The organism is Luteibacter sp. 329MFSha (genome assembly GCF_900111665.1).
In the GTDB taxonomy this organism is placed as follows: domain Bacteria; phylum Pseudomonadota; class Gammaproteobacteria; order Xanthomonadales; family Rhodanobacteraceae; genus Luteibacter.
The window spans coordinates 23,928-48,564 of record NZ_FOJE01000003.1 but is presented as its reverse complement, the minus strand read 5'-3'; the positions used below and the strand labels follow the sequence as shown (position 1 = coordinate 48,564).

20 protein-coding genes are annotated in these 24,637 nt (G+C 69.1%); 11 read left to right on the top strand and 9 right to left on the bottom strand.

Annotated features, from left to right (window positions below; genetic code table 11):
• Positions 1-69: 69 nt before the first annotated feature.
• Entirely contained in the window at positions 70-762 is a 693-nt protein-coding gene (locus BMW54_RS14235; RefSeq protein WP_090057223.1) for a response regulator transcription factor, read from the top strand.
• Here BMW54_RS14235 and BMW54_RS14230 read toward each other — a convergent pair.
• Positions 744-2,513 carry a hybrid sensor histidine kinase/response regulator gene (locus BMW54_RS14230; RefSeq protein WP_139206111.1) on the bottom strand — a complete coding sequence of 590 codons (1,770 nt, stop codon included), beginning with the start codon at positions 2,511-2,513 and terminating at the stop codon, positions 744-746. The genes BMW54_RS14235 and BMW54_RS14230 overlap by 19 nt on opposite strands.
• Positions 2,514-2,749: 236 nt before the next feature.
• Here BMW54_RS14230 and BMW54_RS14225 point away from each other — a divergent pair, with 236 nt between their 5' ends.
• From BMW54_RS14225 to BMW54_RS14200, 6 genes are all read left to right on the top strand, one after another.
• Entirely contained in the window at positions 2,750-5,050 is a 2,301-nt protein-coding gene (locus BMW54_RS14225) for a YadA-like family protein (RefSeq protein ID WP_090057219.1), read from the top strand.
• 35 nt (positions 5,051-5,085) lie between these two features.
• Entirely contained in the window at positions 5,086-6,984 is a 1,899-nt protein-coding gene (locus BMW54_RS14220; RefSeq protein ID WP_090057217.1) for a S8 family serine peptidase, read from the top strand.
• 184 nt (positions 6,985-7,168) lie between these two features.
• Positions 7,169-7,375, top strand: coding sequence for a zinc-finger domain-containing protein (locus tag BMW54_RS14215; RefSeq protein ID WP_090057215.1), 207 nt, complete (start codon positions 7,169-7,171; stop codon positions 7,373-7,375).
• Positions 7,376-7,437: 62 nt separating this feature from the next.
• The gene (locus BMW54_RS14210; RefSeq protein ID WP_090057213.1) at positions 7,438-8,577 is read left to right on the top strand and encodes a glycosyltransferase; all 1,140 of its coding nucleotides are present in this window, start codon (positions 7,438-7,440) and stop codon (positions 8,575-8,577) included.
• Positions 8,574-9,854: an O-antigen ligase family protein gene (locus BMW54_RS14205; protein ID WP_090057211.1), complete on the top strand. Its 1,281-nt coding sequence runs from the start codon at positions 8,574-8,576 to the stop codon at positions 9,852-9,854. The genes BMW54_RS14210 and BMW54_RS14205 overlap by 4 nt, the downstream gene beginning before the upstream one ends.
• Entirely contained in the window at positions 9,844-10,638 is a 795-nt protein-coding gene (locus tag BMW54_RS14200; RefSeq protein WP_090057209.1) for a glycosyltransferase family 2 protein, read from the top strand. The genes BMW54_RS14205 and BMW54_RS14200 overlap by 11 nt, the downstream gene beginning before the upstream one ends.
• Here the strand turns inward: BMW54_RS14200 and BMW54_RS14195 are convergent.
• The 3 genes from BMW54_RS14195 to lpxL all read right to left on the bottom strand — a co-directional run bounded on the left by BMW54_RS14195 (position 10,585) and on the right by lpxL (position 13,185).
• On the bottom strand, positions 10,585-11,499 hold the full coding sequence (locus BMW54_RS14195; RefSeq protein WP_175472876.1) for a VirK/YbjX family protein: 915 nt from the start codon (positions 11,497-11,499) through the stop codon (positions 10,585-10,587). The two genes, BMW54_RS14200 and BMW54_RS14195, sit on opposite strands and share 54 nt — an antisense overlap.
• 187 nt (positions 11,500-11,686) lie before the next feature.
• The gene (locus BMW54_RS14190; RefSeq protein WP_090057205.1) at positions 11,687-12,124 is read right to left on the bottom strand and encodes an REP-associated tyrosine transposase; all 438 of its coding nucleotides are present in this window, start codon (positions 12,122-12,124) and stop codon (positions 11,687-11,689) included.
• 134 nt (positions 12,125-12,258) lie between these two features.
• The gene (lpxL, locus tag BMW54_RS14185) at positions 12,259-13,185 is read right to left on the bottom strand and encodes an LpxL/LpxP family Kdo(2)-lipid IV(A) lauroyl/palmitoleoyl acyltransferase (RefSeq protein WP_254779375.1); all 927 of its coding nucleotides are present in this window, start codon (positions 13,183-13,185) and stop codon (positions 12,259-12,261) included.
• Positions 13,186-13,255: 70 nt separating this feature from the next.
• Here lpxL and waaA point away from each other — a divergent pair, with 70 nt between their 5' ends.
• Positions 13,256-14,521 (top strand): lipid IV(A) 3-deoxy-D-manno-octulosonic acid transferase, encoded by a 1,266-nt coding sequence (gene waaA, locus BMW54_RS14180; RefSeq protein WP_090057822.1) that lies wholly within the window; start codon positions 13,256-13,258, stop codon positions 14,519-14,521.
• 84 nt (positions 14,522-14,605) lie between these two features.
• Here the strand turns inward: waaA and BMW54_RS14175 are convergent, their stop codons facing one another.
• Both BMW54_RS14175 and BMW54_RS14170 read right to left on the bottom strand, forming a co-directional pair.
• Positions 14,606-15,982: a TolC family outer membrane protein gene (locus BMW54_RS14175; RefSeq protein WP_090057203.1), complete on the bottom strand. Its 1,377-nt coding sequence runs from the start codon at positions 15,980-15,982 to the stop codon at positions 14,606-14,608.
• A 34-nt stretch (positions 15,983-16,016) separates the two neighbouring features.
• The gene (locus BMW54_RS14170) at positions 16,017-16,676 is read right to left on the bottom strand and encodes a protein-L-isoaspartate O-methyltransferase family protein (protein WP_090057200.1); all 660 of its coding nucleotides are present in this window, start codon (positions 16,674-16,676) and stop codon (positions 16,017-16,019) included.
• A 362-nt stretch (positions 16,677-17,038) separates the two neighbouring features.
• On the opposite strand from BMW54_RS14170, the gene BMW54_RS14165 reads away from it, so the two are divergent.
• The 3 genes from BMW54_RS14165 to BMW54_RS14155 all read left to right on the top strand — a co-directional run bounded on the left by BMW54_RS14165 (position 17,039) and on the right by BMW54_RS14155 (position 19,548).
• The gene (locus BMW54_RS14165; RefSeq protein ID WP_090057199.1) at positions 17,039-17,704 is read left to right on the top strand and encodes a TetR/AcrR family transcriptional regulator; all 666 of its coding nucleotides are present in this window, start codon (positions 17,039-17,041) and stop codon (positions 17,702-17,704) included.
• Positions 17,705-17,896: 192 nt separating this feature from the next.
• A complete protein-coding gene (locus BMW54_RS14160; RefSeq protein ID WP_090057196.1) occupies positions 17,897-18,466 on the top strand; it encodes a ferritin-like domain-containing protein in 570 nt (189 codons plus the stop codon).
• 59 nt (positions 18,467-18,525) lie between these two features.
• Positions 18,526-19,548, top strand: coding sequence for a DUF2333 family protein (locus BMW54_RS14155; RefSeq protein WP_090057194.1), 1,023 nt, complete (start codon positions 18,526-18,528; stop codon positions 19,546-19,548).
• Positions 19,549-19,621: 73 nt separating this feature from the next.
• Here the strand turns inward: BMW54_RS14155 and ppa are convergent, their stop codons facing one another.
• The 3 genes from ppa to BMW54_RS14140 form a co-directional block, all read right to left on the bottom strand.
• The gene (ppa, locus tag BMW54_RS14150; protein WP_090057192.1) at positions 19,622-20,155 is read right to left on the bottom strand and encodes an inorganic diphosphatase; all 534 of its coding nucleotides are present in this window, start codon (positions 20,153-20,155) and stop codon (positions 19,622-19,624) included.
• Positions 20,156-20,242: 87 nt separating this feature from the next.
• Positions 20,243-22,363, bottom strand: a complete 2,121-nt coding sequence (locus tag BMW54_RS14145; RefSeq protein WP_090057190.1) for a prolyl oligopeptidase family serine peptidase — start codon at positions 22,361-22,363, stop codon at positions 20,243-20,245.
• Positions 22,364-22,529: 166 nt separating this feature from the next.
• Positions 22,530-24,578 carry a sodium-translocating pyrophosphatase gene (locus tag BMW54_RS14140; protein WP_090057187.1) on the bottom strand — a complete coding sequence of 683 codons (2,049 nt, stop codon included), beginning with the start codon at positions 24,576-24,578 and terminating at the stop codon, positions 22,530-22,532.
• Positions 24,579-24,637 lie beyond the last annotated feature (59 nt).

The window sequence follows — 24,637 nt, the reverse complement described above, 5'->3', positions numbered from 1 at the left end:
CCGCGCCAGCGATGGCGCGGGTTTTCTTTTGCTTGACACGATGGGCCCGCCTGTCTAATCAATGCCCGCATGAGTTCGCGAGACCCCACGAATCCGCCGCGCATCGCCCTGGTCGAGGACGACCTCGCGTTGCGCGACGGTATCCTCATGCCCGGGCTGCGCGGGTACGGATTCGACTGCGTGGCGCTGGGCAGCGCGGCGGAGCTGGATGCCGTGATGGACGGCGGCGCGTTCGACATCGTGATCCTCGACGTCGGGCTGCCGGATACGAATGGCTTCGACCTCGCGCAGCGGCTGCGTCGCGCGTCGCGCGTGGGCATCGTGATGCTCACGGGCCGTAACGGTAGCGCCGACCGCATTCGCGGCCTGAACGACGGTGCCGACGCCTATCTCGCCAAGCCCGTCGATCTGGGCGAACTCGCGGCGACGCTGCACAGCCTGTTGCGTCGCCTGCGCCCCGAGCCGTCGCCGGGCGGCGGCTGGCGCCTCGACGCGAATGGCTGGTGCCTGGTTTCGCCGGGCGACCGGCGTGTCGCGCTGAACGAGGCCGAGCGCAAGGTGCTCGCCCTGCTGATGGCGACGCCGGGCGCGGTGGTGAGCCGCGACGACATGGCGGCGGCGCTGACCGGCGACATCTACGACTTCGACCCGCATCGTCTCGAGGTGATGGTCCACCGCCTGCGTGCCAAGATCGCCGACCGCAGCGGCGAAGCCTTGCCGCTGCGCGCGGTGCGCGGCAGCGGCTACGTCATGCTGGCCTGAGCGTTCGCCGCCATGCGCCGTACGCGGTCGACGAGGGCCGTCGGCGCGAACGGCTTCGGCAGGCAGCTCACGTGCCGGCCGGCATCGTGCAGACGCCTGGCCTCCGCTTCCGCGCTGGCGGAGATCAGCACGATGGGCAGGTCGACCGCGTCGAGCCACGCCAGCCGGCCATGCTCCGTTCCGGGCAGGTGGCAGTCGCTGACGATCACCTGCAGCGAGTCGCCCGCGTCGCGCAGCAGGCGCAGCGCGTCCGTGGCGTTGTCGGTGGCGATCGCGACGCAGCCTGCGTCGTCCAGGGCGTGGAGCAGCAGCTCGCGCAGGTCTTCGTCGTCTTCGACGAGCAACACGCGCACCGCCGCGCACGCGGGTTCCGGGACCTCCGGTGCGGGCACGGCCGGTAGCCACAGCCGGAAGCGCGTGCCCTCGCCGGGCTCGCTCTCCACCTCGATCCAGCCGCCGCCCGCATGCATCGCGTCGCGCACCACCGCGAGGCCGAGTCCCGTGCCCGAGCCCGCGGGCTTGGTGGTGAAGTACGGCTCGAAGATGCGCCTGCGCACCGCCTCCGTCATGCCCTCGCCCTCGTCCCGCAGTTCGATGGCGACACCGTCGACGCCCGCGTGGCGGACGGCGCGCAGGCCGACATCGAGACGTCCGCCCGACGCCATCGCGTCGCGCGCGTTCGCGGCGATGTTCAGCAGCGACAGCTCCAGCTGGCCGCGATCCATGCGCACATGGCGAGGCGTGTCGAGCGCGTCGTCGATGCGGACGCGACTGCCGTCGACGAACAGCTGGCGCAGCATGGGGGCGATGTCGCGCAGCGCGTCCGCGACATCGAACACCTCCATCCGGATCGACTCGCGGCGGCTGAAATTCAGCAGCCTGCGTGTCACGGCGGAGCCGCGCCGCGCGGCGGCGGCCATGCCCTGCACCGCCTCGCGCAGATGCGCCGTCTCCGCGCTGTCCTGCACCTGCTCGGCGTAGCCCTCGATCACCGCGAGCACGTTGTTGAAGTCGTGCGCCACGCCGCCGGCGAGGCGCCCCACGCTTTCCATCTTCTGCGCGTGGAGCAGGTTTTCCTGGGCGCGTTCGCGAGCCGTCATCTCGTCGCGCAGCGTCGCGTTGCTCGACGCCAGCGCGCGCGTCAGGCGGCGCGACTCGTCCAGGGCCCCGCGCAGGGCCGCGACGCAGCGGTCGACCACGAGCGTGATCGCGAAATAGCTGATCGCCAGCGACGGCAGGTTGGCCGCGCCGATCCACGGTCGCGGATACGCGCGCCCCGACAGGGTCATGACGTCGACGAGACCGCCGAGGCAGAACATGGCCATCAGCAGCGCGTAGATCGTCCACAGCTCGCGTCGACCGAGCACGAGGCCGCCCAGCACGATCGTGAGCACGGGATAGGTCTGGTCGAGCAGCTGGCGCGTGAGGCCGATCGACGCGTACATGGTCGTCAGCGACAGCAGCATCGCGCCGACGAAGACGAAGGTCGCGCGTCGCAGGGCGCCGCGACGGATCAGCCACAACGCGAAGGCGGCCGCGCTCCACACCAGCACGTCGACGCCGACGTCCACGATCACGTCGCGGCGCATCGGCGTGCGCACCACCGCGAGGTGGTAGGCCCAGTTGCCCGGAACGGTCACGAGGATGAACGCCATCAGGACCTGCAGCACCGGGGCGTGGCGACGCTCGATCGGGTCGGTGACGGGCACGTCGCGCAGCCAGCGCACGATGCCGCGGAGGTTGTCCCGCAAGGCGGAATTCGAAGGTCGGAGAGGATCGGTGAGCATCGGTAAGCGTCGGTGCGTGTGACGGGAGGATGACAACCCTAGGATGGCCCGATGCCGGCGCAACGCCGGTCGATCAGGACATTCCGGCGCCTGCACGTGGAAGGACTCCCGGGGGAAAGCGGCAGGCGCCTCATTCGTTTTCCGTGGGGAGTGGAAACGTGGGACATCCATATGTGACGTTCGGGCGCCTTGGAATTGCAATGGCGGTCGCGGCGGCCTTGCCCGTGATGGCGATGGCCGATGAGGTGAGGACGACGCCGGCGGTCGCCGCGCGTGCGCAGGGGGCCGCGGTCGATGGCTACGTGGCGGTCGACGGGGCGGGCGACGGCAGCGACGACGCCTATGTCGAGCCCGGCACCCAGGGTGTCGCCGTCGGCGCCGCGAGCGGGGCGATGGGCGTCGCGAGCGCGGCCTTCGGCTATGCGAGCCAGTCGTTCGCCGATTATGCCGTGGCGCTTGGCTCCTACAGTCTTTCCACCGGCATCGGCGCCGCGGCCGTGGGCAGTCTCGCGACCGCGACGGGCGATAGCGGCGTGGCTGTCGGCTACGGCAGCCTCGCCACCGCGACCGGCGCCATCGCCGTCGGCGGCGCGGCCGCCATTCCCGACCCGACGGGCAGCTTCCTCATCGATGCGAGCACGAGCGCGCGCGGTTACGCCGCGATGGCGCTGGGCGCGGGTGCCACGGCGGAATCCAACTTCGGCCTCGCGGTCGGCACCGGTGCCTACGCGTACGGCGACCAGGCGGTGGCGGTCGGCCTGCAGGCGCAGTCGCTCGGACCGGCGACGATCGCCATCGGCAACTACGCGAGCGCGGACGGACTCGTGGCCATGGCGCTGGGCAATGGTGCGAAGGCCCTGGGCGAGGGCACCGTCTCGATCGGCGCCAGCGCGGACGCGCTGGCCGAGGGCGCGACCGCCATCGGTGCCAACGCCTATGCCTCCAGCCAGTACGGGTACGACACGGCGGTCGGCAACAACGCGTACGCGTCGGGCTCGTCGTCGACGGCCATCGGCTTCTCGGCGCTGGCGCTGCATACGGGCGCGATCGCCATCGGCCCATCCACCGCACTCAGCGACTATGCGATGACGATCGGCATCGAATCGCAGGCGGACGGCCGGTCGAGCATGGCGTTCGGCTTCGGAGCGCGCACCGGCGGACAGCGGCCCGAGCCGCCCTCGGACGGCGGCGGCGACGAGCCGTGCTGGATCTGTCGCGCCGCCAGCCCCTATGAGACCGCCGACTACGCCATCGCGTTCGGCGATCACGCGCAGGCGTTCGGCAACGGCATCGCGTTCGGCGCGCGCAGCCTCGCGCTCGGGGCCAACAGCGTCGCGCTCGGTGCCGGATCGCGTTCGGATCGCGACGACTCGGTCTCGGTCGGCACGTCCGAGGCGTGGACCGACAATCAGGGCGAGGTGCACGAGGCGCATACGCGGCAGATCACCAACGTGCGCGCCGGCACCGACGACTTCGACGCGGTGAATGTCGGGCAGATGAACACGGCGCTGCAGAGCGTGACGGGCGGCGCGGAACTCAACGGGCTCGCGATCGCGGCGGCCTTCGGTGGCGGGGCGTCGTACGCCGGTGGCGTCATGACGGCACCGGCGTATCTCATCCAGGGCAACCCGTATTCGGACGTCGGCCACGCGCTGTCTGCATTGGACGTCTCGTTGACGGGCGCGCTGCGGGACATCCAGGACCTGCAGGCGCAGGTGGGTGATGGCGGCCCCGGACAGGGCGGCCCGGGTCATGGCGGGCCGGGGCACGGCGGCCCCGGGCACGGCAACGGCCTGTCGCTGGGCGAAGGCAGCGTCGCGAAGGACAGCCGCGACACGGCGATCGGCACCGGCGCGACGGTCAGCGCGGACGGCAGCACGGCGGTGGGCAGCAACGCGACGATCGACGCCGCGGCCAGCAACGCGGTGGCCGTGGGTGCCGACACGCACGTCACCGCGGCGTCGGGCACGGCGCTGGGGCAGGGCGCGTCGAGCACCGCGGCGAACAGCGTCGCGCTCGGCGCGGACTCGGTCGCCGACCAGGCCAACACGGTCTCGGTCGGCAACGCGGGCCAGCAGCGTCGCATCACCCAGGTGGCGGCCGGCACAGCCGCGACGGACGCGGCCAACGTGGGACAGGTCGACCAGGCGCTGCAGTCGGCGAAAAGCTATGCCGACACGGGCGACCGCAGCACGCTCGAGACCGCGAAGCGTTACACCGATCAACGCTTCACGCAGATGGACGACCGCTTCCACGCCGTGGATCGCCGCCTCGATCGCATCGGCGCGATGAGCACCGCGAGCACGCAGATGGCGATCAACGCGGGCGGCGTCACCTCGCGCGCGGGGCGCATCGCGGTCGGCGCCGGCGTGCAGAGCGGGCAGAAGGCGCTCGCGGTCGGCTACGCCACGCAGCTGGGCGAACGCACGCGCATGAGCATCGGCGGCGCCTTCAGCGGCTCCGAGAACTCCGCCGGCGTCGGCTTCGGAGTCGACCTGTGACGTCACGCCCATCACGATCCCCGAGGAACTTCTCCATGAAAACGACGCGCTCCCTTTCCGTCGCCGTGCTGGCGCTCGCGCTTCTCGCCGGCCTCCCCGGCCTGGCGTTCGCCGCCGCCACGGATGCCAAGGTCGCCCTGGGCGGCATGCGTGCCGATGGGCATGTCGACCGCTTCATCGTGCGCTACCGCGACGGCAGCGCGGAACGTCGCGATACGTCGATCGCCGGCCAGTCGTTCGCGGCGGCCCTCTCGCGCAGCGCCGGCAGCCGCGCGCGGGCATCGGCGCCGCTCACCGCGCGGGCCCTGCAGCGCCTCGCCGTCGGCGGCACCGTGTTTCGCGTGTCGCGCAAGCTGGGCGCGAGCGAGGCGACGGCGCTGATGAAGGCGATCGCGGCCGATCCCGCCGTCGTCCACGTGGAGCCGGACGTCCTGCTGCACGCCGTCCGCGACGTGCGCGCCACCGACGCGGCATCGCCGCCGGACGATCCGAACTACACGGTCGCCCAGTGGAATTTCTTCGATCCCACGGGCGGCGCGAACCTGCCGGGCGTCTGGAACGCGTTCCCAGGCGTCGACGGCAGCGGCGTGACGGTGGCCGTGATCGACACGGGTGTCACGGCGCATGAGGACCTCGATACGTCGCTTGCCGACGCAGGCTACGACTTCATCGTGGATCCCTTCGTGTCCGGCCGGGCCACCGAAGGCCGGGTACCGGGCGGCTGGGACATCGGCGACTGGACGACCGACGAGCCGTGGCTGAGCGAATGCACCAGCGACGACCATCCCGCGGAGTTCAGCAGCTGGCACGGCACCAACGTGGCCGGCATCGTGTCCGAGCTCACCAACAACGGCATCGGCATGGCCGGCGCCGCACCGGGCGCGAAGGTGCTTCCCATCCGCGCGCTCGGCCATTGCGGCGGCTACACCTCCGACATCGCCGACGCCATCGTCTGGGCGGCCGGCGGCCATGTCGACGGCGTGCCCGACAACACGCATCCGGCCAGCGTCATCAACCTGAGCCTCGGCGGCAGCGGTCCCTGCGAATACGACGGCGTCACGTCGGCCGCGGTGGCCGATGCGCTCGCTCGCGGTGCGACCGTGGTGGTCGCCGCCGGCAACGCCGCGGACGATGCCGGCAACTACACGCCGGCGAGCTGCCCCGGCGTGGTCAGCGTCGGTGCCACGGGCATCACGGGACGTCGCGCGTTCTATTCGAACTTCGGTTCGACGGTGACGTTGTCGGCGCCGGGCGGCGGCATCTATCCGAACGACGGGTTCGGCGGCTCGCCGTCCGTGCCGAACGGCTTCATCTGGGCGGCGTACAACTACGGCACGACCACGCCGGTCTCGGTGGCCGACGGCGGTTCCGTCTACGCCGGCATGGCGGGCACGTCGCAGGCCACGCCGCACGTCAGCGCGACCGTCGCCCTGATGCTCGACGCCACGCGCCTGGCCGGCCTGCCGTCACCGTCGCCGGCGGCGATCCGGACGATGCTGGCCTCCAGCGCGCGGCCGTTCCCGCTGACCATCGACCGGCCGATGGGATCGGGCATCCTCGATGCGCAAGGTGCCGTCGCCGCGGCGCTCGGCGTGACGCTGCCGCCGCAGGTGGTCGCGCTCGCGCAGGGGCGTCTCTCGCCGCCACAGCAACGGGCCGCCGGGAGCAGCGCGCTGCTCTCCATCGAGGTGCCCGCCGGTGCCCGCAACCTCGTCATCCGCAGCGTGGGCGGCACGGGCGACGCGTCCCTGTTCGTGAAGGCCGGTGCGCTCCCGGCGGAAGACGGCAGCGACGCCGGCTACCGCTCGGTGCGCCCCGGCAACACCGAAAGCGTCGTGGTCCCGGCGCCGGCGGCGGGCACCTGGTACATCCGCCTCGCGGCGGTGAAGGACTTCGCGAACGTGAACGTCGTGGCGACGTTCGTGCTGCCCTGATCGGGGCGATTCCGCCAGAGAGCCTGGGTGTGGGAAGCCCGCTCGCGGGCGAACGGGTGCTCGCCGCATGCCCCGTTCGCCCGCGAGCGGACTTCCCACAGTCTTTGTGGGCGCGTCGCCGGGCAGGGCGTTCCTGCTAACATCGCCCCTTATCCCCGTTCCAACGCATCGCCGGAGTTTTCCCATGCGCCCCAATCCCGCGGCCGCGCCGCTGATCCCGGCGAACGCCGAAAATCGTTACGAAGTGACGCGTGCCGACCTTCCGCTGTCGTGCCCGATGCCCGGCATGTACCTTTGGAACTCGCATCCGAAGGTGTACCTGCCGATCGTCGACGACGGTGGCACGTCCAAGTGCATGTATTGCGGCGCGACGTACGTCCTGAAAGACTGATCGACCCGCGCGGGCATGCTTCGTGCATCGCCTGCGCGTCTCCCACCCCATCCGGACCGCCCATGGCCACCGTCTCTCCCTCCCGGACGATGACCGTCGTACAGCTCATACCCGCCCTTCATTCCGGTGGCGCCGAGCGCTCGACCCTGGAAATCGCCAGGGCCCTGGTCCGGGCCGGCCACCGCTCGGTCGTCGTGTCCGCCGGCGGACGCATGGTCGCGCAGCTGGAGGCCGAGGGTAGCCAGCACATCACGCTGCCCATCGGACGCAAGTCGCTCGCCACGCTGTTCACCGTCGGCAAGCTGCGCCGCATCCTCCGCGACATCCAGCCCGACATCGTGCATGCGCGTTCGCGCGTGCCCGCCTGGATCGGCTGGTGGGCCATGCGCGGCGTGAGGCCGCGGCCGCATTTCGTCACCACGGTGCACGGCCTGAACAGCCCCGGTCGCTACAGCGCGATCCTGCTGCGCGGCGAGCGCGTGATCGTGGTTTCGCAGACCCTGCGCGACTACGTGCTGCGTCATTACCCGGACGACATCGAGGCGTCGCGCATCGCCGTCGTGCCGCGCGGCATCGACACGGACGCCTTCCCGTATGGCTACCGTCCCGACGATACCTGGCAGCGCGCGTTCTTCGAGCAGTATCCGCAGCTGGCGGGAGCGCCGCTGCTGACCTTGCCCGGCCGCGGCACGCGCCTGAAGGGCCACGCGGACGCGATCGAGCTGGTGTCGGATCTGGCGCAGCGCGCCATCGACGTGCGCCTGCTCCTGCTCGGCGCCGACGAGCCGGGCCGCGAGGCGTACGTGGCCGAGTTGCGCTCGCTCATCCATAACCGCGGGCTGGACGACAAGGTGGTGATCTCGCCGCCGCGTTCGGACGTCCGCGACATCTACGCCATGTCCGACCTGATCCTGCAGCTGTCGGTCCGTCCGGAATCGTTCGGCCGCACGGTGGTCGAAGCGCTCGCGCTGTGCCGGCCCGTGATGGGCTACGCGCATGGCGGTGTCGGCGAGTTGCTGGCCGAGCTCTATCCGGCCGGCCGCGTGCCGCCGGGCGATCGCGAGAAGCTCGTGGAGCGCGCCGCCGAACTGCTGCGCTTCGCGCCGTCCATCCCGCCGCCGCGCAGCTATCGTCTCGCCGACATGCAGTCGGCCACGCTCGCGATCTACGACGAGGTGGTGGCCGGCGTGGCCGCGGCGTGAGCGCCACCGGTTTCGGCGCATCGCTCCGCGCGGGGCTCGCGTCGCCGCTGCTCCCTGTCTGGCTGGTTCCCGCGCTGTTGCCGTTCGGCCGTAGCGCGGAGCTCGGCGTGTTCCTCGCGCTCGTCGGTGCGATCCTGCTCATCGTCCGCGAACCCGAGGCGATCCGTCATCATCCGGGCGCCAGGCTCTTCCTCGCGCTGTTCTCGGCGTACGCGCTGGCGGCGCTGGTCTCGGCGATCGACGCCGTCTCGCTGGGGAAGAGCTGGGGCACGGTGGCAGGGATCCTTCGTTTCGCGCCGCTGGGCGTCTACACCTGCTTCGCGATGCGCCGGCCCGGCAAGGTCCGCGCGCTGTACACGGCGACGGCCGTCGTGGTCGCCGTCTGGGTCGCGGACGCATGGGTGCAAGCATTGACCGGCTACGGCCTCGCGGGCGCCTCGCACCCCGAACGCCTCTCGGGCATCTTCGGCGACACCAATCTCAAGCTCGGCCCGGCCCTTTCGGCGCTGGCGCCTTTCCTGCTGTGGGCCGCGCGCGAGCGCTGGGGCCGCCGCGGCCTCCTGCTGGCGTTCCTGCTGGGGCTCGGGCCCGTGCTGCTTTCCGGATCGCGCGCGTCGTGGCTCTGCTACGGCATCGTGGCGCTGGCGTTCCTCTGGAGCGAGGCCGGCACGTTCCGGCGTTTCGTCGTCGCCTGCGTCGGCGCCGGGGCGGTGGTCGCGCTCGTCGCGGTGCTGGCCTGGCAGGTCTCGCCGCGCTTCCGCGACCGGGTGGCGCACACGGTGCCCGCGCTGTCGGGCACGTCGGCCGGTATCGACGCCGCGCTGACCGGTCGCCTCGACATCTGGACGACCAGCCTCCGGCTCTACGCCGCGCATCCGGTGAACGGCGTGGGCGTGCGCGGCTTCCGCGTCGCGTATCCGGCGTACGCCGCACCGGGCGACCACTTCCTCACGATCGAGAAATGCGGGGACGGCGAGGGGGCCTGCCACGCGCACCAGGTGCTGCTCGAGGTCGCGACGGAGACCGGCACGCTCGGGCTCGTCGCGTGGCTCGTCGCGGCGATCCTCGCCGCGCGGGCGTGGTGGCGCGCAAGCGCGGAAGCGCGTCGCCGCGCCTTCCCGCCGACGGTGGCGCTGGTCGCGATCCTGTTCCCCCTGAACACGCACATGGCGTTCTATTCGGCGTGGTGGGGACTGCTCGCCGCGTGGCTGGTCTCCGTGTGGTGCGCGGCGCTGTTCGCCGACCTTCCGGACGAGGCGCCCGTTCGTGCGCGCTGAGCCGCTGTCGGTCGTCGTCACGACGTTCGACAACGCCGACACGATCGGCGCGTGCCTGGCCTCCGTCGCCTTCGCCGACGACATCGTCGTCCTCGATTCCGGCTCCACCGACGCCACGCGCGAGATCGCCCGCCGTCACGGGGCCCGTGTCGAGGTGCAGCCGTTCGCCGGCTACAGCGCGCAGAAGCAGGCGGCGATCGACCTCGCGGCCCATCGATGGGTGTTGCTGCTGGATTCGGACGAATCGCTGCCGGCCGATGCCGCGCCACGGCTGCGCGCCGCGCTCGCGGCGCCGCGCGCCGCCGGCTTCGTGCTGCTCCGCCGCGAATGGGTGTTCTGGCGCTGGCAGGCCGATCGGGCGCGAATGAACCACTACGTGCGCCTGTTCGATCGCACGCGCGCGCGCATGAGCGGCCACGAGGTGCACGAGAGCGTCGTCGTGGACGGTCCCGTCGAGCGCCTCGACGTGGTGATCGATCACTACGGCGAGCGTGACATCGAGGGGCGCGTCGACAAGGCCAACCGCTACTCGTCGTTGCAGGTGCGCGACCGCGACGCGCGCAAGCCACGCTTGCTGCGCACGCGCATGGTGTTCTACCCGGCGGTGGCCTTCGCGCGGTATTACTTCTGGCGCGGCCACTGGCGCGCGGGATGGGCCGGTTTCGTCGCCGCCCGCGTGCACGCGTTCTACGCGTTCCTGAAATACGCGAAGCTGTACGAGTCGCAGCGCTCAGGCGGCGAGGGCGAGCGCCGGCCGCCGGACGCCGAACGCGGCGACGATTAAATCGCACGCTTCGTGCCGCAGCGCCTCGCGCCGGCGGAACTCGCTGCGCCGCTTGCTTTCGACATCCATCGCGCTACGCACCGGGTCGCGCGGCGGGAGCACGAAGAATCCATCGTCGCCAGGCACGCCGTCGGATTCGATCCAGAACGCGTCGTAATCCGCCTTGACCTTGTCGGGAATGCCGGCGAACACGTGCTTGCCGTTGCCGATGCCGATCACCCGCTCGACGTCGAACGCGTCGGCCAGCGCGCGGATCATCGACAGGAGCAGGTTCTTCGGCCGTAACCCATGGCACTGCCGCGTCAGGTCGCGTACCACGTCGCGTCCCGCGTTGTTCGCCGCACCCTGCAGGCAACCGATCGCGATCGTGCGGCCGCCATCGATGAAGGAGATCGTGGCGTAGGAAATCTGCAGGCCGTTCTCGTCGGTGAGCGACAGGCTGAGCTCGCCCTCGCGGCTGCGCCGCATCGGTGCCTTCACGATGAGCGAGAGCCTGCCGCCGTCGCGCAGCGTGAGTTCGCCGGCGACCACCTTGCGTTCGCGGTAGAGCGTGTGGAAGAACGAGCGTGGGAAACGCGCGAGCGCGAACTCGTAGTGGTCGCGTATGGCGCGCAGGCGACACTCGCGCGTGAACGCCTTGCTCAGGTAGCGATGCTGGTAGCGCTCGGGAAGCACCGTGTCGATCGCGGCGATGCCGAGCATCGGCGTGGACTCGAGGAACGCCAGCCAGTCGTCGTGCTCGCGCCAGCGCGACACGCTGCGTCCGACATACGTCAGTACCGCCCCGACGGCATGCGACCGCGTGCTGTGCCACCCGGTACGACCGCGCAGGGAACGCACGAAACGAAAGATCGATTGCATGGCGGAACGGTCCATCCGGTGACGATGGCCATCGTTCTACGCTGCCGTTTTTTCGCGTGGCTTTCGAAAGGTCGGGGCTGTTGGGCGGGTGTTGTGGGACGAGAAAGCCCATGGAAAGGTACGTACGACCGCGACGGTCTTCGGGTGGGAGCGCGCTTGCGCGCGAAGGGGCTCGCCTCACCGCGAGCTAGAGCCAGATCGCGTTCCAGTAAGGGTAGCCACCTACCGTGTGTGCGAGTCCGGCACGAACCGGATTGGCGATCAGGTAACGAGCGGCGTACCGTAGATCGCGGTCGCGCCTCAACGCGCAGTCCACGTATCCGCGCTGCCAGACGGCGCCAACTCGCAGCGAGCGGGTGACGGATGACTTGAATCGTGCGATGACGCGCGGCAGCGGCTCATCGCCGAGTTCGATCAAGCCATGCCAATGATCCGGCATGACGACCCAGGCGAGGACTTTCGCGCTACCCCACGTGTCGCCAGCGTCGCTGATTCGCGATGCCGTTCGGGCGCGGAAGGTATCCGCGAAGATCGGCAACCGGTTCCGCGCACAAATGGTAATGAAATAGACGCGACCCGGCTCCGAAGACCTGCCGAGCCTGAGTCGTCGGCTCTGGTAATGCATCGACGGATGGTGAAGTTTCCTGAGTGCGGCAGCTGTCCGCCACTGCGGCTATGCAGGCGATCGTGGCGCCCGTTCGCGCGCAAGCGCGCTCCCATCCGAAGGTAGGTCACGCTCGAACGGCCTATGGCCGCGGCTCAGTAAACCTTCGCCGCGCCCGGAGGGCGCGTCTTGAAGCGCTTGTGTACCCAGAGGTATTGCTCGGGTGCTTCGCGGACCATCTGCTCGATTTCTCCGTTCACGCGCGCGGTGTCCAGCGCGGCGTCCTTGCTCGGGAAGTCGGTCATCGGCGCGCCGAGGCGCATCGCGTAGCCGGCGTCGCCGGGGAGGCGGCGATGGTAGAAGGGGATGACCACCGCGCCGGAGAGGCGGGCGAGGTGGTGCGTGGCCGTGATCGTGGCCGCGGGCACGCCGAAGAAGGGCACGAACACGTTGTCCTTGCTGCGCATGTCCTGGTCGGGCGCGTACCAGAGCGTGCCGCCGGACTTGAGGTACTTCACCGTCCCGCGGATGTCGTCCTTCTCGAACATCGCGGCCGCGTAATGCAGTCGCGAGCGCAGCACCGCGAATTCGAAGACGTCGGAATCCATGCGCCGGTACATGCCCGAGATGCGGATGCGCTGCGACACCAGGCGCGCGCACAGCTCCAGATGCGAGAAGTGGCCGCCGACCAGCAGCACGCCCCGGCCTTCCGCCCGCGCGGCCTCGAGGTGCTCCAGCCCCTCGACGGTCACCGGCACGTTGGCGATCGCGCGGTCGGAACCCATCCAGCCGAGCGCGAACTCGGCGAGCATCATGCCGACGTCGCAGAGGTTCGCCCGGACCAGCGCCTTCTGCGCCGCGGGATCGAGCTCCGGGAAGCACAGCGCGATGTTGATCGCGGCGACCCGCCGACGTTCGGGGTTCAGGTGGAGCGCCAGCCGGCCGGCGAGGCGTCCCAGCCGCATCAGCAGCCGGAAGGGCAGGCGCGCGATCAGCCAGATGACGGCCACGCCGAGCCACGCCGGCCAGTGGCGGGGCGTCAGGAGGGCGCGGGTCAGGTGGGGGCGGGGCATACCGGGCATGGCCGGTCATTGTAGCGAATGGGGGCGGCTATACTGCGCGGTCACGGGCAAACCCAGGATCCGCGTGCTGCTGCGCCTGCTCTACAACCTCGCGATGTACCTGTTCACGCCGTTGGTGATGCTGCGACTGATGGCGCGCGGCATGCGCTACGGCGACTATCACGTGCGCTGGCGCGAGCGCTTCGGCCGGTTCCGCGAGCCGCGGCTCAACGGTTGCCTCTGGGTCCACGCCGTCTCCGTGGGCGAGGTCAACGCCGCGGAGCCGCTGGTGAAGGCCTTGATGGAGGCTTATCCGCAGGCCCCGATGCTGGTGACCACGGTGACGCCCACGGGCTCGGAGCGCGTGCGCCAGCTCTTCGGCGACACCGTCCACAGCGTCTATCTGCCGTACGACCTGCCGTTCGCGGTCCGGCGCTTCCTGCGCAGCACGCGCCCGCGGCTGGCCGTGATCGTCGAGACGGAGATCTGGCCGAACCTCTACTTCGCCTGCCGCCGCCACGGCATCCCGCTGCTGATCGCCAACGCGCGGTTGTCCGAGCGCTCCTTGCGCGGCTACGCGCGCATGAGTTCGCTGGTGAAGCGCGCGCTGCGCTGCGTGAGCCACATCGCCGCGCAGTCGCGCACGGACGCGGCGCGCTACCGCCTGCTCGGCGCGGAGCCCAGCCAGCTCACCGTCGCCGGCAACCTGAAGTTCGACATGCCGGTACCGAGCGCGGCCGTGGAGGCCGGCACCGCGATGCGCGAATCCTGGGGCAACGGCCGCCCGGTCTGGATCGCGGCGAGCACGCACGAGGGCGAGGAGATGTGCGTGCTCGAGGCGCACCTCGAGGTGATGCGCCGCCTGCCGGACGCCCTGCTGTTGATCGCGCCGCGGCATCCGGAGCGCTTCAGGGCCGTGGAGGCGTCGGTGCGCAGCCTCGGATTCCACGTCGCGACGCGCAGCGGCGACAAGCTGCCGGGACACGGCACGCAGTGTTTCGTCATCGATTCGATGGGCGAGCTGTTGCGCTTCTTCGCGGCGGCGGACGTGGCCTTCGTTGGCGGCAGCCTCGTCGCGATCGGTGGCCACAACGTGCTGGAACCGGCCGCGTTCGGCAAGCCGGTGCTCGTGGGTCCTTACACGTACAACTTCGAGGAGATCACGCAGCTGCTGCTCGACGAGAAGGGCGGCCAGCGCGTCGCCGACGGCAGCGAGCTCGGCGCCGAGGTGCTGTCGCTGCTGCGCGACCCCGCGCGGCGTGCCGCCATGGGCGCGGCGGCGCGTCAGGTGTTCGAGAGCGAGCGCGGCTCGGTAGGCAAGGTCATGGAGCTGGTCGACCGCCTGCTGCAGGAATGACGCCGTCCGCGAGGTCGGCACGTTCTCCAACGAAGAAGCCCCGGGTCTCCCCGGGGCTTCTTCGTTGCGACCGTTCGCCGCGGATTACTGCAGCAGCGCGTTGATCGCTTCGAGGTCCTTCACGTCCACCGTCCCGGCGGTCTGCTTCAGCAGCAGCTTGTCGAGGATGAACTGGTGGCGGGCCTGCGAGTAGTCGCTGAGCGCCTGGGTGAGGTTCTGCTGGGCGATCAGCACGTCGACGATCGTGCGCGTGCCGACCTCGAAGCCGGCCTGCGTGGCGTCGCGCGCGCTCTCGGAGGACTCCACGGCCGCCTTGGTCGCTTCCACCTTGCTGATGCCCGCCACGACCGAACGGTAGTAGTTGAGCGTGTCGCGCACGACCTGGCGGCGGGTGGCCTCCAGCGAATCCTGCGCGGCGTCGCGCTGGTAGATCGACTGGCGGACACGCGACTGCGTGGCGCCGCCGGAGAAGATCGGCACGTTCAGCGTGACGCCGACGGTCGTCTGGCCACGGCCGTTACCGTTCAGGCGGTTGATCGCCGACGAGGCGCCGTTGCCGCCGTTCTCGTACCACTGGGTCGACTTGCCGTAGCTCGCCGTGGCGTCGATCGTCGGCAGATGGCCGGCCCGCGCGGAGGAAATGCTGTGCTCGCTCGACTCGACGTTGTACTGCGAGGCGATGATCTGCGGGTTGCTCTTGACCGCTTCGGCGACCCACGCCTTCGGATCGTTGGGCGAGGGCGCGTCCATCGGCAGCTGCTCGCGCAGCTTCTTCAGGTTGTCCGCCGGCTTGCCGGTGATCTGCGTGAGCGCTTCGCGCGAGTCGGCCAGCGTGTTCTCGGCCGTGATGACGGCGGCCACGGCGGTGTCGTGCTGGGCCTTGGCGTCCTGCACGTCGGTGATCGCGGAGAGACCGACGTCGAAGCGCTGCTGCGCCTGTTCGAGCTGGCGGGCGAGCGCCTGCTCGTTGGCCTTCGCGAAGGTCAGCGCGTCGTCGTTGGTCAGCACCTGGAAATACGCGGTGGCGACGCGGGTAGCCAGCTGCTGCAGCGCCGCTTCGTACGTGGCGTCCTGCGCCTCGGACGACGACTTCGCCGCCTTCAGATCGGCGTACTTGCTGAAATCGAGCACGCTCTGGCTGATCGTCGCCTGCTGCGTGCGCGTGCGGACGTGGCCGAGATCCGGTCCGATGACGGTGTTGCCGTTGGCGTCCTGACCGGCGGAGCGATTCGGACCGTTGACGTCCGTCTGGCTCAGGCCGAGCTGCGCGTTGATCTGCGGCAGCAGCAGGGCACGGGCCTGCACCACCGTTTCACCGGTGGCGAGACGGGTGGAATCCGCCTGCGACAGCGTCGGATCGTTGGCCCGCGCCTGCCGGTAGGCGTCCAGCAGGTCTTCCGCATGGCTGGCAAAGGGCATCGCAGCCAATGCCAACGCGACGGTGAGCAGCTTCAAGCGCATGGTTTCGCCTCGTGTGTGATGGGGATCTGGTGGGTCAGAGCACGAAGCGCTTCACCGGCGCGGCATGCGCCAGGTAGGGAAGGTCCGTTTCGAGCAGCGATTCCTCGCGGTAGCGGCCGTCACCCTCGTGGGTGAGCAGCACGGCCGTCTGCGCGGGGGAATCGCCGCGCACCACGAACATGCGCCCGCCGGGCTTCAGCCAGCGCACGAACTTCTCCGGAACCGCATGGACGGCGCCGGTCACCACGATGGCGTCGAAAACGGCCTTCGGGTCGTAACCGTTGACGGCCTCGGCCGTCGCCAGCGTGACGTTGGTGACGCCGGCGGCGGCGAGGCGCTGGCGCGCGGCCTCGACGAAGTCGGCATGCATGTCGATGCTGGTGACCTTGCCGGCGAGGTGGGCGAGGCAGGCGGTCAGGTAGCCGCTGCCCGTACCGATCTCGAGGACCTCGTCGGTCTTGTTGAGCGCCACGGCCTGCAGGGTCCGGCCCTCGATCACCGGCTTCATCATCACTTCGCCATGGCCGATGGGCAGCGTGAGGTCGGCGAACGCCACGTTGCGATGCTCCGGAGCCACGAAATCCTCGCGACGCACGGCCTTCAGGGTATCGAGCACATCGAAATCAAGGACTTCCGCGGGGCGGACCTGGTTCTCGACCATGTTCTGCCGGGCCTGCTCGAAATTCATCGCCATGGTTGGTATTCCGTACGAAAGCTGCAAAAAGATTTGGAAGGATAAGCGGTTAGGACCCGTTTTCCCAATGATGCAAGGCTGCTGCGCCGTCGCCGCCGGGCGAAGTGCCGGAAGTCACCGGACGGAACCGACACAAGTCATGGTTCCTGCCGCGCCGCCGGCCGCTGGCGCCTGAACGGTCGCTGCGTGGGCCCCTTGCCGTCCATGGGGAACCGCCGGAGCGCCCCCACCTTGCATTCTAAGGTAGAAGGACGGCGGGACTCTTGTTGTTACGGCCCTCGCGATGCCAACCGCGACGTGCTGGAAATAACTGAACCGCTGCGTATAATAAAGTCATAATCTTAGTTTGTGAAGGTGCAGCCATGAACGCCAGCCCGAAACTCAAGGCCCAGGGCCCGGGCCGTCCCAAGGACATGGAGAAGCGCGCGGCCATCCTCGATGCCGCGAAAGCGCTGTTCACCCAGGGCGGGTTCGCCGGCACCAGCATGGACGCCGTGGCCGCCGCCGCCAGCGTGTCCAAGCTCACCGTTTACAGCCACTTCGGCGACAAGGACAACCTCTTCCGCGAGGTGATCCGCGCCCACGTGCAGGAGCGCCTGCCCGACGACCTGTTCGATTTCAGCCCGGGCGCCGACATCCGCGTCACGCTGACCAACATCGCCAGCCGTCATGCCGCGATGGAGACCAACACCGAATCGGTCGGCACGTTCCGCGCGATCCTTTCCGACTGCCAGTCGGGAGGCAATCCGCGCTTCGGTCGGCTCGTGTGGGAAGAAGGTCCCGTCCGCATGCACAAGCTGATGCAGCGCCTGCTGGAGGGCGCGGCGGCGCGCGGGCAGCTCGACATTCCCGATCCGTCTCGTGCGACCACGCAGTTTCTCGCGCTGCTCAAGGGCGACCTGCTGATCCGCCGCCTGTTCGGTTGCGAGGATTGCGCCGTGCAGTTCGGCGAAGAGGTCAAGGCCAATGCGCTGGCCGCCGTCGACATGTTCATGCGCGCGTACTCGCCGCGCCACGTGAGCGTCTGATCCCGCTCGACGATCGTTCGTTTGCCGGACCGCATGGGTTCGGCCGTCGAGCTGCCGCACGACAGCGCCCATCTCGCCATGGCAGCCATCCGCGCGCGTCGGGTGATGTGGACGCCCGCGCCTTCACCCAGTCTTTCCAGGAAGCGCCCTAACGTCTGGCCGATCATTCCCACTCTCCCAGGAGACCAGGCCATGTCCAGCGTGAAGCCCTTCGTCAGCGACATCGAGAACATCCGCAAGCGCGCCCGCGAGCACATCGACAACGGCGCGGTGACGTCGGGCTACCGCGCGGATCGCGAGACGGTGATCAAGCTGCTCAACGAAGCGCTCGCCACGGAGATCGTCTGCGTGCTGCGCTACAAGTACCACTACTACATGGCGCCCGGCATCCACTCGCAGAGCGTCAAGGCCGAGTTCCTCGAGCACGCCAACGAGGAACAGGCGCATGCCGACCGCATCGCCGAACGCATCACGCAGCTCGACGGCACGCCGAACTTCAATCCGGAGGGCCTGCTCTCGCGCAGCCACGCCGATTACGTCGAGGGCGTGACGCTCGTCGACATGATCAAGGAAGACCTCGTGGCGGAGCGCATCGCCATCGACAGCTACCGCGAGATCGTCCAGTACATCGGCGACGACGACCCGACGACGCGGCGCATCATGGAAGACATCCTCGCGCAGGAGGAGGAGCACGCCGAGGACATGGCGACGCTGCTGGAAAACCTCGGTGCGAAGGGTGACGGCGCGCCTGGCGCGCACTGACCCGTTAAGGGGCGGGCGGTTAAGCTAGGCGAACGTTCACGACGACAAGGACACCCCTCATGAATGCGACCGCCACTCCACCGCCGGCCGCCCGCCGCCGGCGCAGGCCCCTCAGCATCGCGATCGCGCTGCCGATCGCCGTGCTCATCCTGCTCGTGCTGATCCTCATGTGGTGGTGGGACAAGGAACCGGAGCAGTTCGATCCGGTGGCCGTGACCACCGCGCACATGAAGGAGATCGACCGGCCGATGAGCACCGGCGCGGTCACCACCTATACGCTGATCCGTTCGGTGGACACGCTGCTCGACAAGCGCGGCGGCTACCTCAGCAACGACAAGCTGCCGCCGGGCGTCTTCATGGACAACGTCCCGAACTGGGAATTCGGCTCGCTCACCGCGTCGCGCGATCTGGTTCGCGCCCTGCGCAACGACTTCAGCCGCTCGCAGACGCAATCCACGGAAGACAAGTCGCTCGGCGAGGCCGACCCGCTGCTCAACAGCCCGAACGACCGCTGGCTGCTTCCCAGCTCGGAATCGCAGTACGGCAAGGCGGTGGACGACCTCGAGGACTACCTCGCGCGCCTCTCCGACGCGCCCGACGCCAACGCCCATTTCTACGCGCGCGCCGACAACCTCGCCGATTACCTGCAGACCGTCTCGGCGCGGCTCGGCTCGCTGTCGCAGCGTCTTTCGGCGAGCGTGGGTCAGCTTCGCGTCGACGCCGCGCCGAATGCCGACGCGCCCGCCGCGGCGGGACCGGCCAAGGCCGTCTTCGTCAAGACGCCGTGGAACCGGATCGACGACAACTTCTACGAGGCGCGCGGCTACACCTGGACGCTCCTGGAGCAGCTCAAGGCGATCCGCCACGACTTCGCGCCGATCCTGCGCAGCAAGAACGCCGACGCCAGCCTGCAGCAGGTCATCCGCGAGCTGGAGGAATCGCAGAAATCGCTCGGCAGCCCGGTGGTGCTGAACGGCTCGCCGTTCGGGTTCTTCGCGAACCACTCGCTGGTGATGGCCAACTACGTGTCGCGCGCGAACGCCGCGATCATCGATCTGCGTGCCCTGCTGGGCCGCGGATGAAGAAAGGCCCGCCGATGGCGGGCCTTTCGTGTTCTTCACAAGGTAGCGCGCATCGCGCGCTACCCGACGCCGATCAGTTCTCGGACTTGTAGCGGCCCATGCCGGCGACGATCTCGGCCTTCGCCTCGTCCGCGCCGACCCAGCCGTCGACCTTGACCCACTTGCCCTTCTCGAGATCCTTGTAGTGCTCGAAGAAGTGGCCGATGCGCTCCAGCCAGTGGCCCGACACCTGCGCGATGTCGCGAATGTGGGCGTAGCCGGCGAATACCTTCTCCACCGGAACCACGACGAGCTTCTCGTCGGCGCCGGCTTCGTCGGTCATCTTCAGCATGCCGACCGGGTGGCAGCGGATCACGGAGCCCGGCACCAGCGACAGCGGGAGGATCACGAGGGCGTCCAGCGGATCGCCGTCGCCACCCAGCGTGCCCGGCACGTAGCCGTAGTTGCACGGGTAGCGCATCGGAGTCGACAGGATGCGGTCCACGAAGATCGCGCCGCTTTCCTTCTCCACTTCGTACTTGACCGGCTCGGCATCCTTGGGGATTTCGATGATGACGTTGATTTCGTCCGGCACGTTCCTGCCGGCGGGGACGAGGTGCAGACCCATGGGATTCCTTGATCTTTCGAGGGGTTAAGGGGGCCGATAGCATACGTCCTGCGGAGCGGCCGGGCAAAACCCGGCCGCTCCCGCCGACTACTTCAGGTGTTCCCAGAGGTACGTGTACGCCAGCGCGTTCATGAACGCGGACTGCTTGTTGTCCGCCGCCGCGCCGTGCCCGCCCTCGATGTTCTCGTAGAAGCTGGCGTCGAAGCCCATGGCCTGCATCCGTGCCGCCATCTTGCGGGCGTGCACCGGGCCCACGCGGTCGTCGCGCGTGGAGGTTGTGAACAGCACCGGCGGGTAATGCGTGTCCTTGCGCAGGTTGTGGTACGGCGAGAAGGTCTGGATGTACTTCCATTCGGCCGGGACGTCCGGATTGCCATACTCGGCCATCCACGACGCGCCCGCGGACATGTGCGGATACCGCTTCATGTCCAGCAGCGCCACCTGGCTGACGATCGCGCCGTACAGTTGAGGGTACTTCGTGAGCATGTTGCCGGCCAGCAGGCCGCCGTTACTGCCACCCATCATGCCCATGTGCTTCGGGCTGGTGACCTTGCGGTCGATGAGGTCCTGCGACACGGCCGCGAAATCCTCGTACGCACGCGGGCGCTCGGCCTTCAGGGCCGCCTGGTGCCAGCGCGGACCGTATTCGCCGCCACCGCGGATGTTGGCGACCACGTACACGCCGCCCTTCTCCAGCCAGGCGCGCCCGACGCCGGCCGAGTACGCCGGCTGCAACGAGATCTCGAAACCGCCGTAGCCGTAGACCAGCGTCGGATTGCTGCCGTCGGCCTTCATGGCCTTCGGCGCGACCTCGAAGTAGGGCACCTTCGTGCCGTCCTTCGACGTGGCGAAGTGCTGGCTCACCGTGTACTTCGACGCGTCGAAGAACGCCGGGCTGTGCTTGAGCGCTTCGCGGTCGCCCTTGCCCAGCACGCCGTAGTAGAGCGTGGTGGGCTGCAGGAAACCGGACACCGTGAGGAAGTATTCGTCGGAATCGTCGGCGTCCACGCCACCGGCCTGCATGGTGCTCAACGCCGGCGCGCCGCCGAGCGCCTCGCTCTTCCAGTCGCCGGTCGTCGCGGGCGTCAGGATACGGACCTCGCTCACGACATCGCGCATCACGTTGAGGATGAGGTGGTGCCGCGTCCAGGAATGGCTCGACAGCGAGGTGTGCTCGTCAGGGGTGAACAGCACGGTGAACTCGCGCTTGCCCGCCATGAAGTCGTCGAACTTCGTCGCGATCAGCGAGCCAGACGGGTACGTCTTCCCGCCGACCGTCCATGCGGTGCGCGGCTCGACCAGCAACCACTCGCGCTCGACGTCGGTCTCGGCGTCGTTGGGGACGTCGATCTTCGTCAGCTTGCCGTCCTTGCCGCGGACGAACGTCTCGCTGTTGTAGAACTCCAGCGCGCGCAGCACGAAGTCGCGCTCGAAGCCCGGCGTCCGGTCGCGGAACGCGGAAATCGACATGTCGGACGACTTGCCCTCGTACACCGTCGTCGCCGACGACAGCGGCGTGCCGCGCTTCCACTCCTTGACGATGCGCGGATAGCTCGAATCGGTCATCGAACCCGGGCCGAAGTCGGTCGCGACGTAGAGATGGTCCTGGTCAATCCAGGCCACCTGGCTCTTGGCCTCGGGCAGCGCGAAGCCGTCCTTGACGAACGCCTTGGCCGACAGGTCGAACTCGCGCACCACGTCGGCGTCCGCGCCACCGCGCGAGAGCGAGACGAGGCAGAGGCGGTCGTCGGGCTTCAGGCACTGCACGCCGTGCCAGACCCAGTTCTCCTTTTCGCTCGCGGCGAGCGCGTCGAGATCGATCACGGTCTCCCAAGCGGGCTTGTCCTTGCGATATTCCGCAAGCGTCGTGCGGCGCCACAGCCCCTTCGGATGCTGCTTGTCGCGCCAGAAGTTGTAGAAGTGGCCACCGATCTTCGAGACCATCGGGATCTTCGCGTCCGAATCCAGCACCTCGAGGATGCGGGCGTCGAGCGCCTTGAAATCCTGCCCTTCGGCGTAGGCCGCGACGGTTTTCGCGTTCTCGGCCTTCACCCATGCGAGCGGCTTCGCGCCGTCGATGTCGTCGAGCCAGAGGTTTTCGTCGTCGCCGGCGGCCTGAGGGGCGGGGGCGGAGGAGTGCGGGGTGTCGTGTGCCTGGGTCATGCCACAGAAGGTAAGGGCGATGGCCAGCGCAATAAAGCGGTGCATGGGTCTGGTAGTCCGGCAAGCTGGTGACAGCCGACCATAACCCATGGCATCGCGGCAGGCCCCATGACTTTCGCCCTAGGCATCGCCGACACGGTCGGCTCCCACCCTTCGGTAGCAGGGTGGCTACCGAAGGGTGGGAGCCGATCGCATCGGCGATCGACGTGCCTCAAAGCAGCGGAATCAGCAGCAACGCCACGATGTTGATGATCTTGATCAGCGGGTTCACCGCCGGGCCGGCGGTGTCCTTGTACGGGTCGCCCACCGTGTCGCCGGTGACGGCCGCCTTGTGGGCGTCGGAGCCCTTGCCGCCGAAGTTGCCGTCCTCGATGTACTTCTTGGCGTTGTCCCAGGCGCCACCGCCCGTGGTCATGGAGATCGCCACGAACAGCCCCGTGACGATCGTGCCGATGAGCACGCCGCCCAGCGCCTGCGCGCCGGCCTCCGGTCCGCCCAGCCACTTGAAGCCGAAGATCACCACCACGGGTACAAGCACCGGCAGCAGCGACGGCACCAGCATCTCGCGGATCGCCGAACGGGTCAGCATGTCGACCGCGCGCGAGTAGTCGGGCTTCGTCGTGCCCTGCATGATCCCGGCGATCTCGCGGAACTGGCGGCGCACCTCCTCCACCACGGCGCCCGCCGCGCGGCCCACGGCCTCCATCGCCATCGCCGCGAACAGGTACGGGATCAGACCGCCGATCAGCAGGCCGATGATCACGTAATGGTTCGACAGGTCGAAGCGCACGTCGGCGCCGCCGAAATGCAGGCCGAGGTTGTGCGTGTAGTCGGCGAAGAGCACCAGCGCGGCCAGGCCCGCCGATCCGATCGCGTACCCCTTGGTCACCGCCTTGGTCGTGTTGCCCACGGCGTCCAGCGGGTCGGTGACGCCGCGCACCTCGGCGGGCAGCTCGGCCATTTCGGCGATGCCGCCGGCGTTGTCGGTGATGGGGCCGTATGCGTCGAGCGCCACCACCATGCCGGTCATGCTCAGCATCGCGGTGGCCGCGATGGCGATGCCGTACAGGCCCGCGAGCGCGAAGGCGCCCCAGATCGCCGCGCACACCGCGAGCACGGGCAGGGCGGTCGACTTCATCGACACGCCGAGGCCCGCGATGATGTTCGTCGCGTGTCCGGTGGTGGACGACTGCGCGACGTGCCGCACGGGGCGGTACTCGGTCGCGGTGTAGTACTCGGTGATCACGACCATGGCGCCCGTCAGCACGAGACCGATGAGCGCGCAGCCGAAGAGCCGGCCGGCGCCGTAGGCGGAATCGGCCATCAGCGACTGCGTGATCGGCCAGAAGGCGATCGCCGCGAGCAGCGCGGAGACGAACACGCCGGCGTACAGCGCGTTCATGATCTTGCCGCCGCGCGTCTTGACGAAGAACGTGCCGATCACCGATGCGACGATTGACGCGCCGCCGAGCACCAGCGGATAGAGGATGCCGTTCGGTCCCACCTCCGTCGCCATCACGCCACCGAGCAGCATCGTGGCGATCAGCGTCACCGCGTAGGTTTCGAACAGATCGGCGGCCATGCCGGCGCAGTCGCCGACGTTGTCACCCACGTTGTCCGCGATGACCGCCGGGTTGCGCGGGTCGTCCTCGGGGATGCCGGCCTCGACCTTGCCCACGAGATCGGCGCCGACGTCCGCGCCCTTGGTGAAGATGCCGCCGCCGAGCCGCGCGAAGATGGAAATCAGGGACGAGCCGAAGGCCAGGCCGACCAGCGCGTGCAGCACGTGCGCGCGCTCGTAGCCCATGTGCGTGAGCACGCCGTAGTAACCGGCGACCCCGAGCAGGCCGAGACCGACCACCAGCATGCCGGTTACGGCGCCACCGCGGAACGCCACCGCGAGGGCAGAAGAAAGGCCGCTCCTGGCGGCCTCGGCGGTACGCACGTTGGCACGAACCGAAACGTTCATGCCGATGTAGCCGGCGGCTCCCGAGAGCACCGCCCCTAGCGCGAAGCCGATCGCGGTACCCCAGTCGAGGAAGATGCCGAGGAGGAGGAAGAGCACGATGCCGACGACGCCGATGGTGGCGTACTGGCGGTTGAGGTAGGCGCGGGCTCCTTCCTGGATGGCGGCGGCGATCTCCTGCATCCGTTCGTTGCCCGGCGATCGTGCCAGGACCCAGCTGACCGAAAACGCGCCATACGCGATCGCGACGACCGCACATGCCAGTGCGATCCATAAACCGTACTGCTGCAGCATCGAAGCCTCCCCGGATTGTGAGGGGCCCGTGCCGGACCCCTGTTCCGAGTATAGGCACG

Bases quoted from the DNA above. Each gene is read 5' to 3' on its own strand.
- BMW54_RS14235 (WP_090057223.1), top strand. From the start codon at position 70: ATGAGTTCGCGAGACCCCACGAATCCGCCGCGCATCGCCCTGGTCGAG.
- BMW54_RS14225 (WP_090057219.1), top strand. From the start codon at position 2,750: ATGGCGGTCGCGGCGGCCTTGCCCGTGATGGCGATGGCCGATGAGGTG.
- BMW54_RS14220 (WP_090057217.1), top strand. From the start codon at position 5,086: ATGAAAACGACGCGCTCCCTTTCCGTCGCCGTGCTGGCGCTCGCGCTT.
- BMW54_RS14215 (WP_090057215.1), top strand. From the start codon at position 7,169: ATGCGCCCCAATCCCGCGGCCGCGCCGCTGATCCCGGCGAACGCCGAA.
- BMW54_RS14210 (WP_090057213.1), top strand. From the start codon at position 7,438: ATGGCCACCGTCTCTCCCTCCCGGACGATGACCGTCGTACAGCTCATA.
- BMW54_RS14195 (WP_175472876.1), bottom strand. From the start codon at position 11,499: ATGCAATCGATCTTTCGTTTCGTGCGTTCCCTGCGCGGTCGTACCGGG.
- BMW54_RS14190 (WP_090057205.1), bottom strand. From the start codon at position 12,124: ATGCATTACCAGAGCCGACGACTCAGGCTCGGCAGGTCTTCGGAGCCG.
- lpxL (WP_254779375.1), bottom strand. From the start codon at position 13,185: ATGCCCGGTATGCCCCGCCCCCACCTGACCCGCGCCCTCCTGACGCCC.
- BMW54_RS14175 (WP_090057203.1), bottom strand. From the start codon at position 15,982: ATGCGCTTGAAGCTGCTCACCGTCGCGTTGGCATTGGCTGCGATGCCC.
- BMW54_RS14170 (WP_090057200.1), bottom strand. From the start codon at position 16,676: ATGGCGATGAATTTCGAGCAGGCCCGGCAGAACATGGTCGAGAACCAG.
- BMW54_RS14165 (WP_090057199.1), top strand. From the start codon at position 17,039: ATGAACGCCAGCCCGAAACTCAAGGCCCAGGGCCCGGGCCGTCCCAAG.
- BMW54_RS14160 (WP_090057196.1), top strand. From the start codon at position 17,897: ATGTCCAGCGTGAAGCCCTTCGTCAGCGACATCGAGAACATCCGCAAG.
- BMW54_RS14155 (WP_090057194.1), top strand. From the start codon at position 18,526: ATGAATGCGACCGCCACTCCACCGCCGGCCGCCCGCCGCCGGCGCAGG.
- ppa (WP_090057192.1), bottom strand. From the start codon at position 20,155: ATGGGTCTGCACCTCGTCCCCGCCGGCAGGAACGTGCCGGACGAAATC.
- BMW54_RS14145 (WP_090057190.1), bottom strand. From the start codon at position 22,363: ATGCACCGCTTTATTGCGCTGGCCATCGCCCTTACCTTCTGTGGCATG.
- BMW54_RS14140 (WP_090057187.1), bottom strand. From the start codon at position 24,578: ATGCTGCAGCAGTACGGTTTATGGATCGCACTGGCATGTGCGGTCGTC.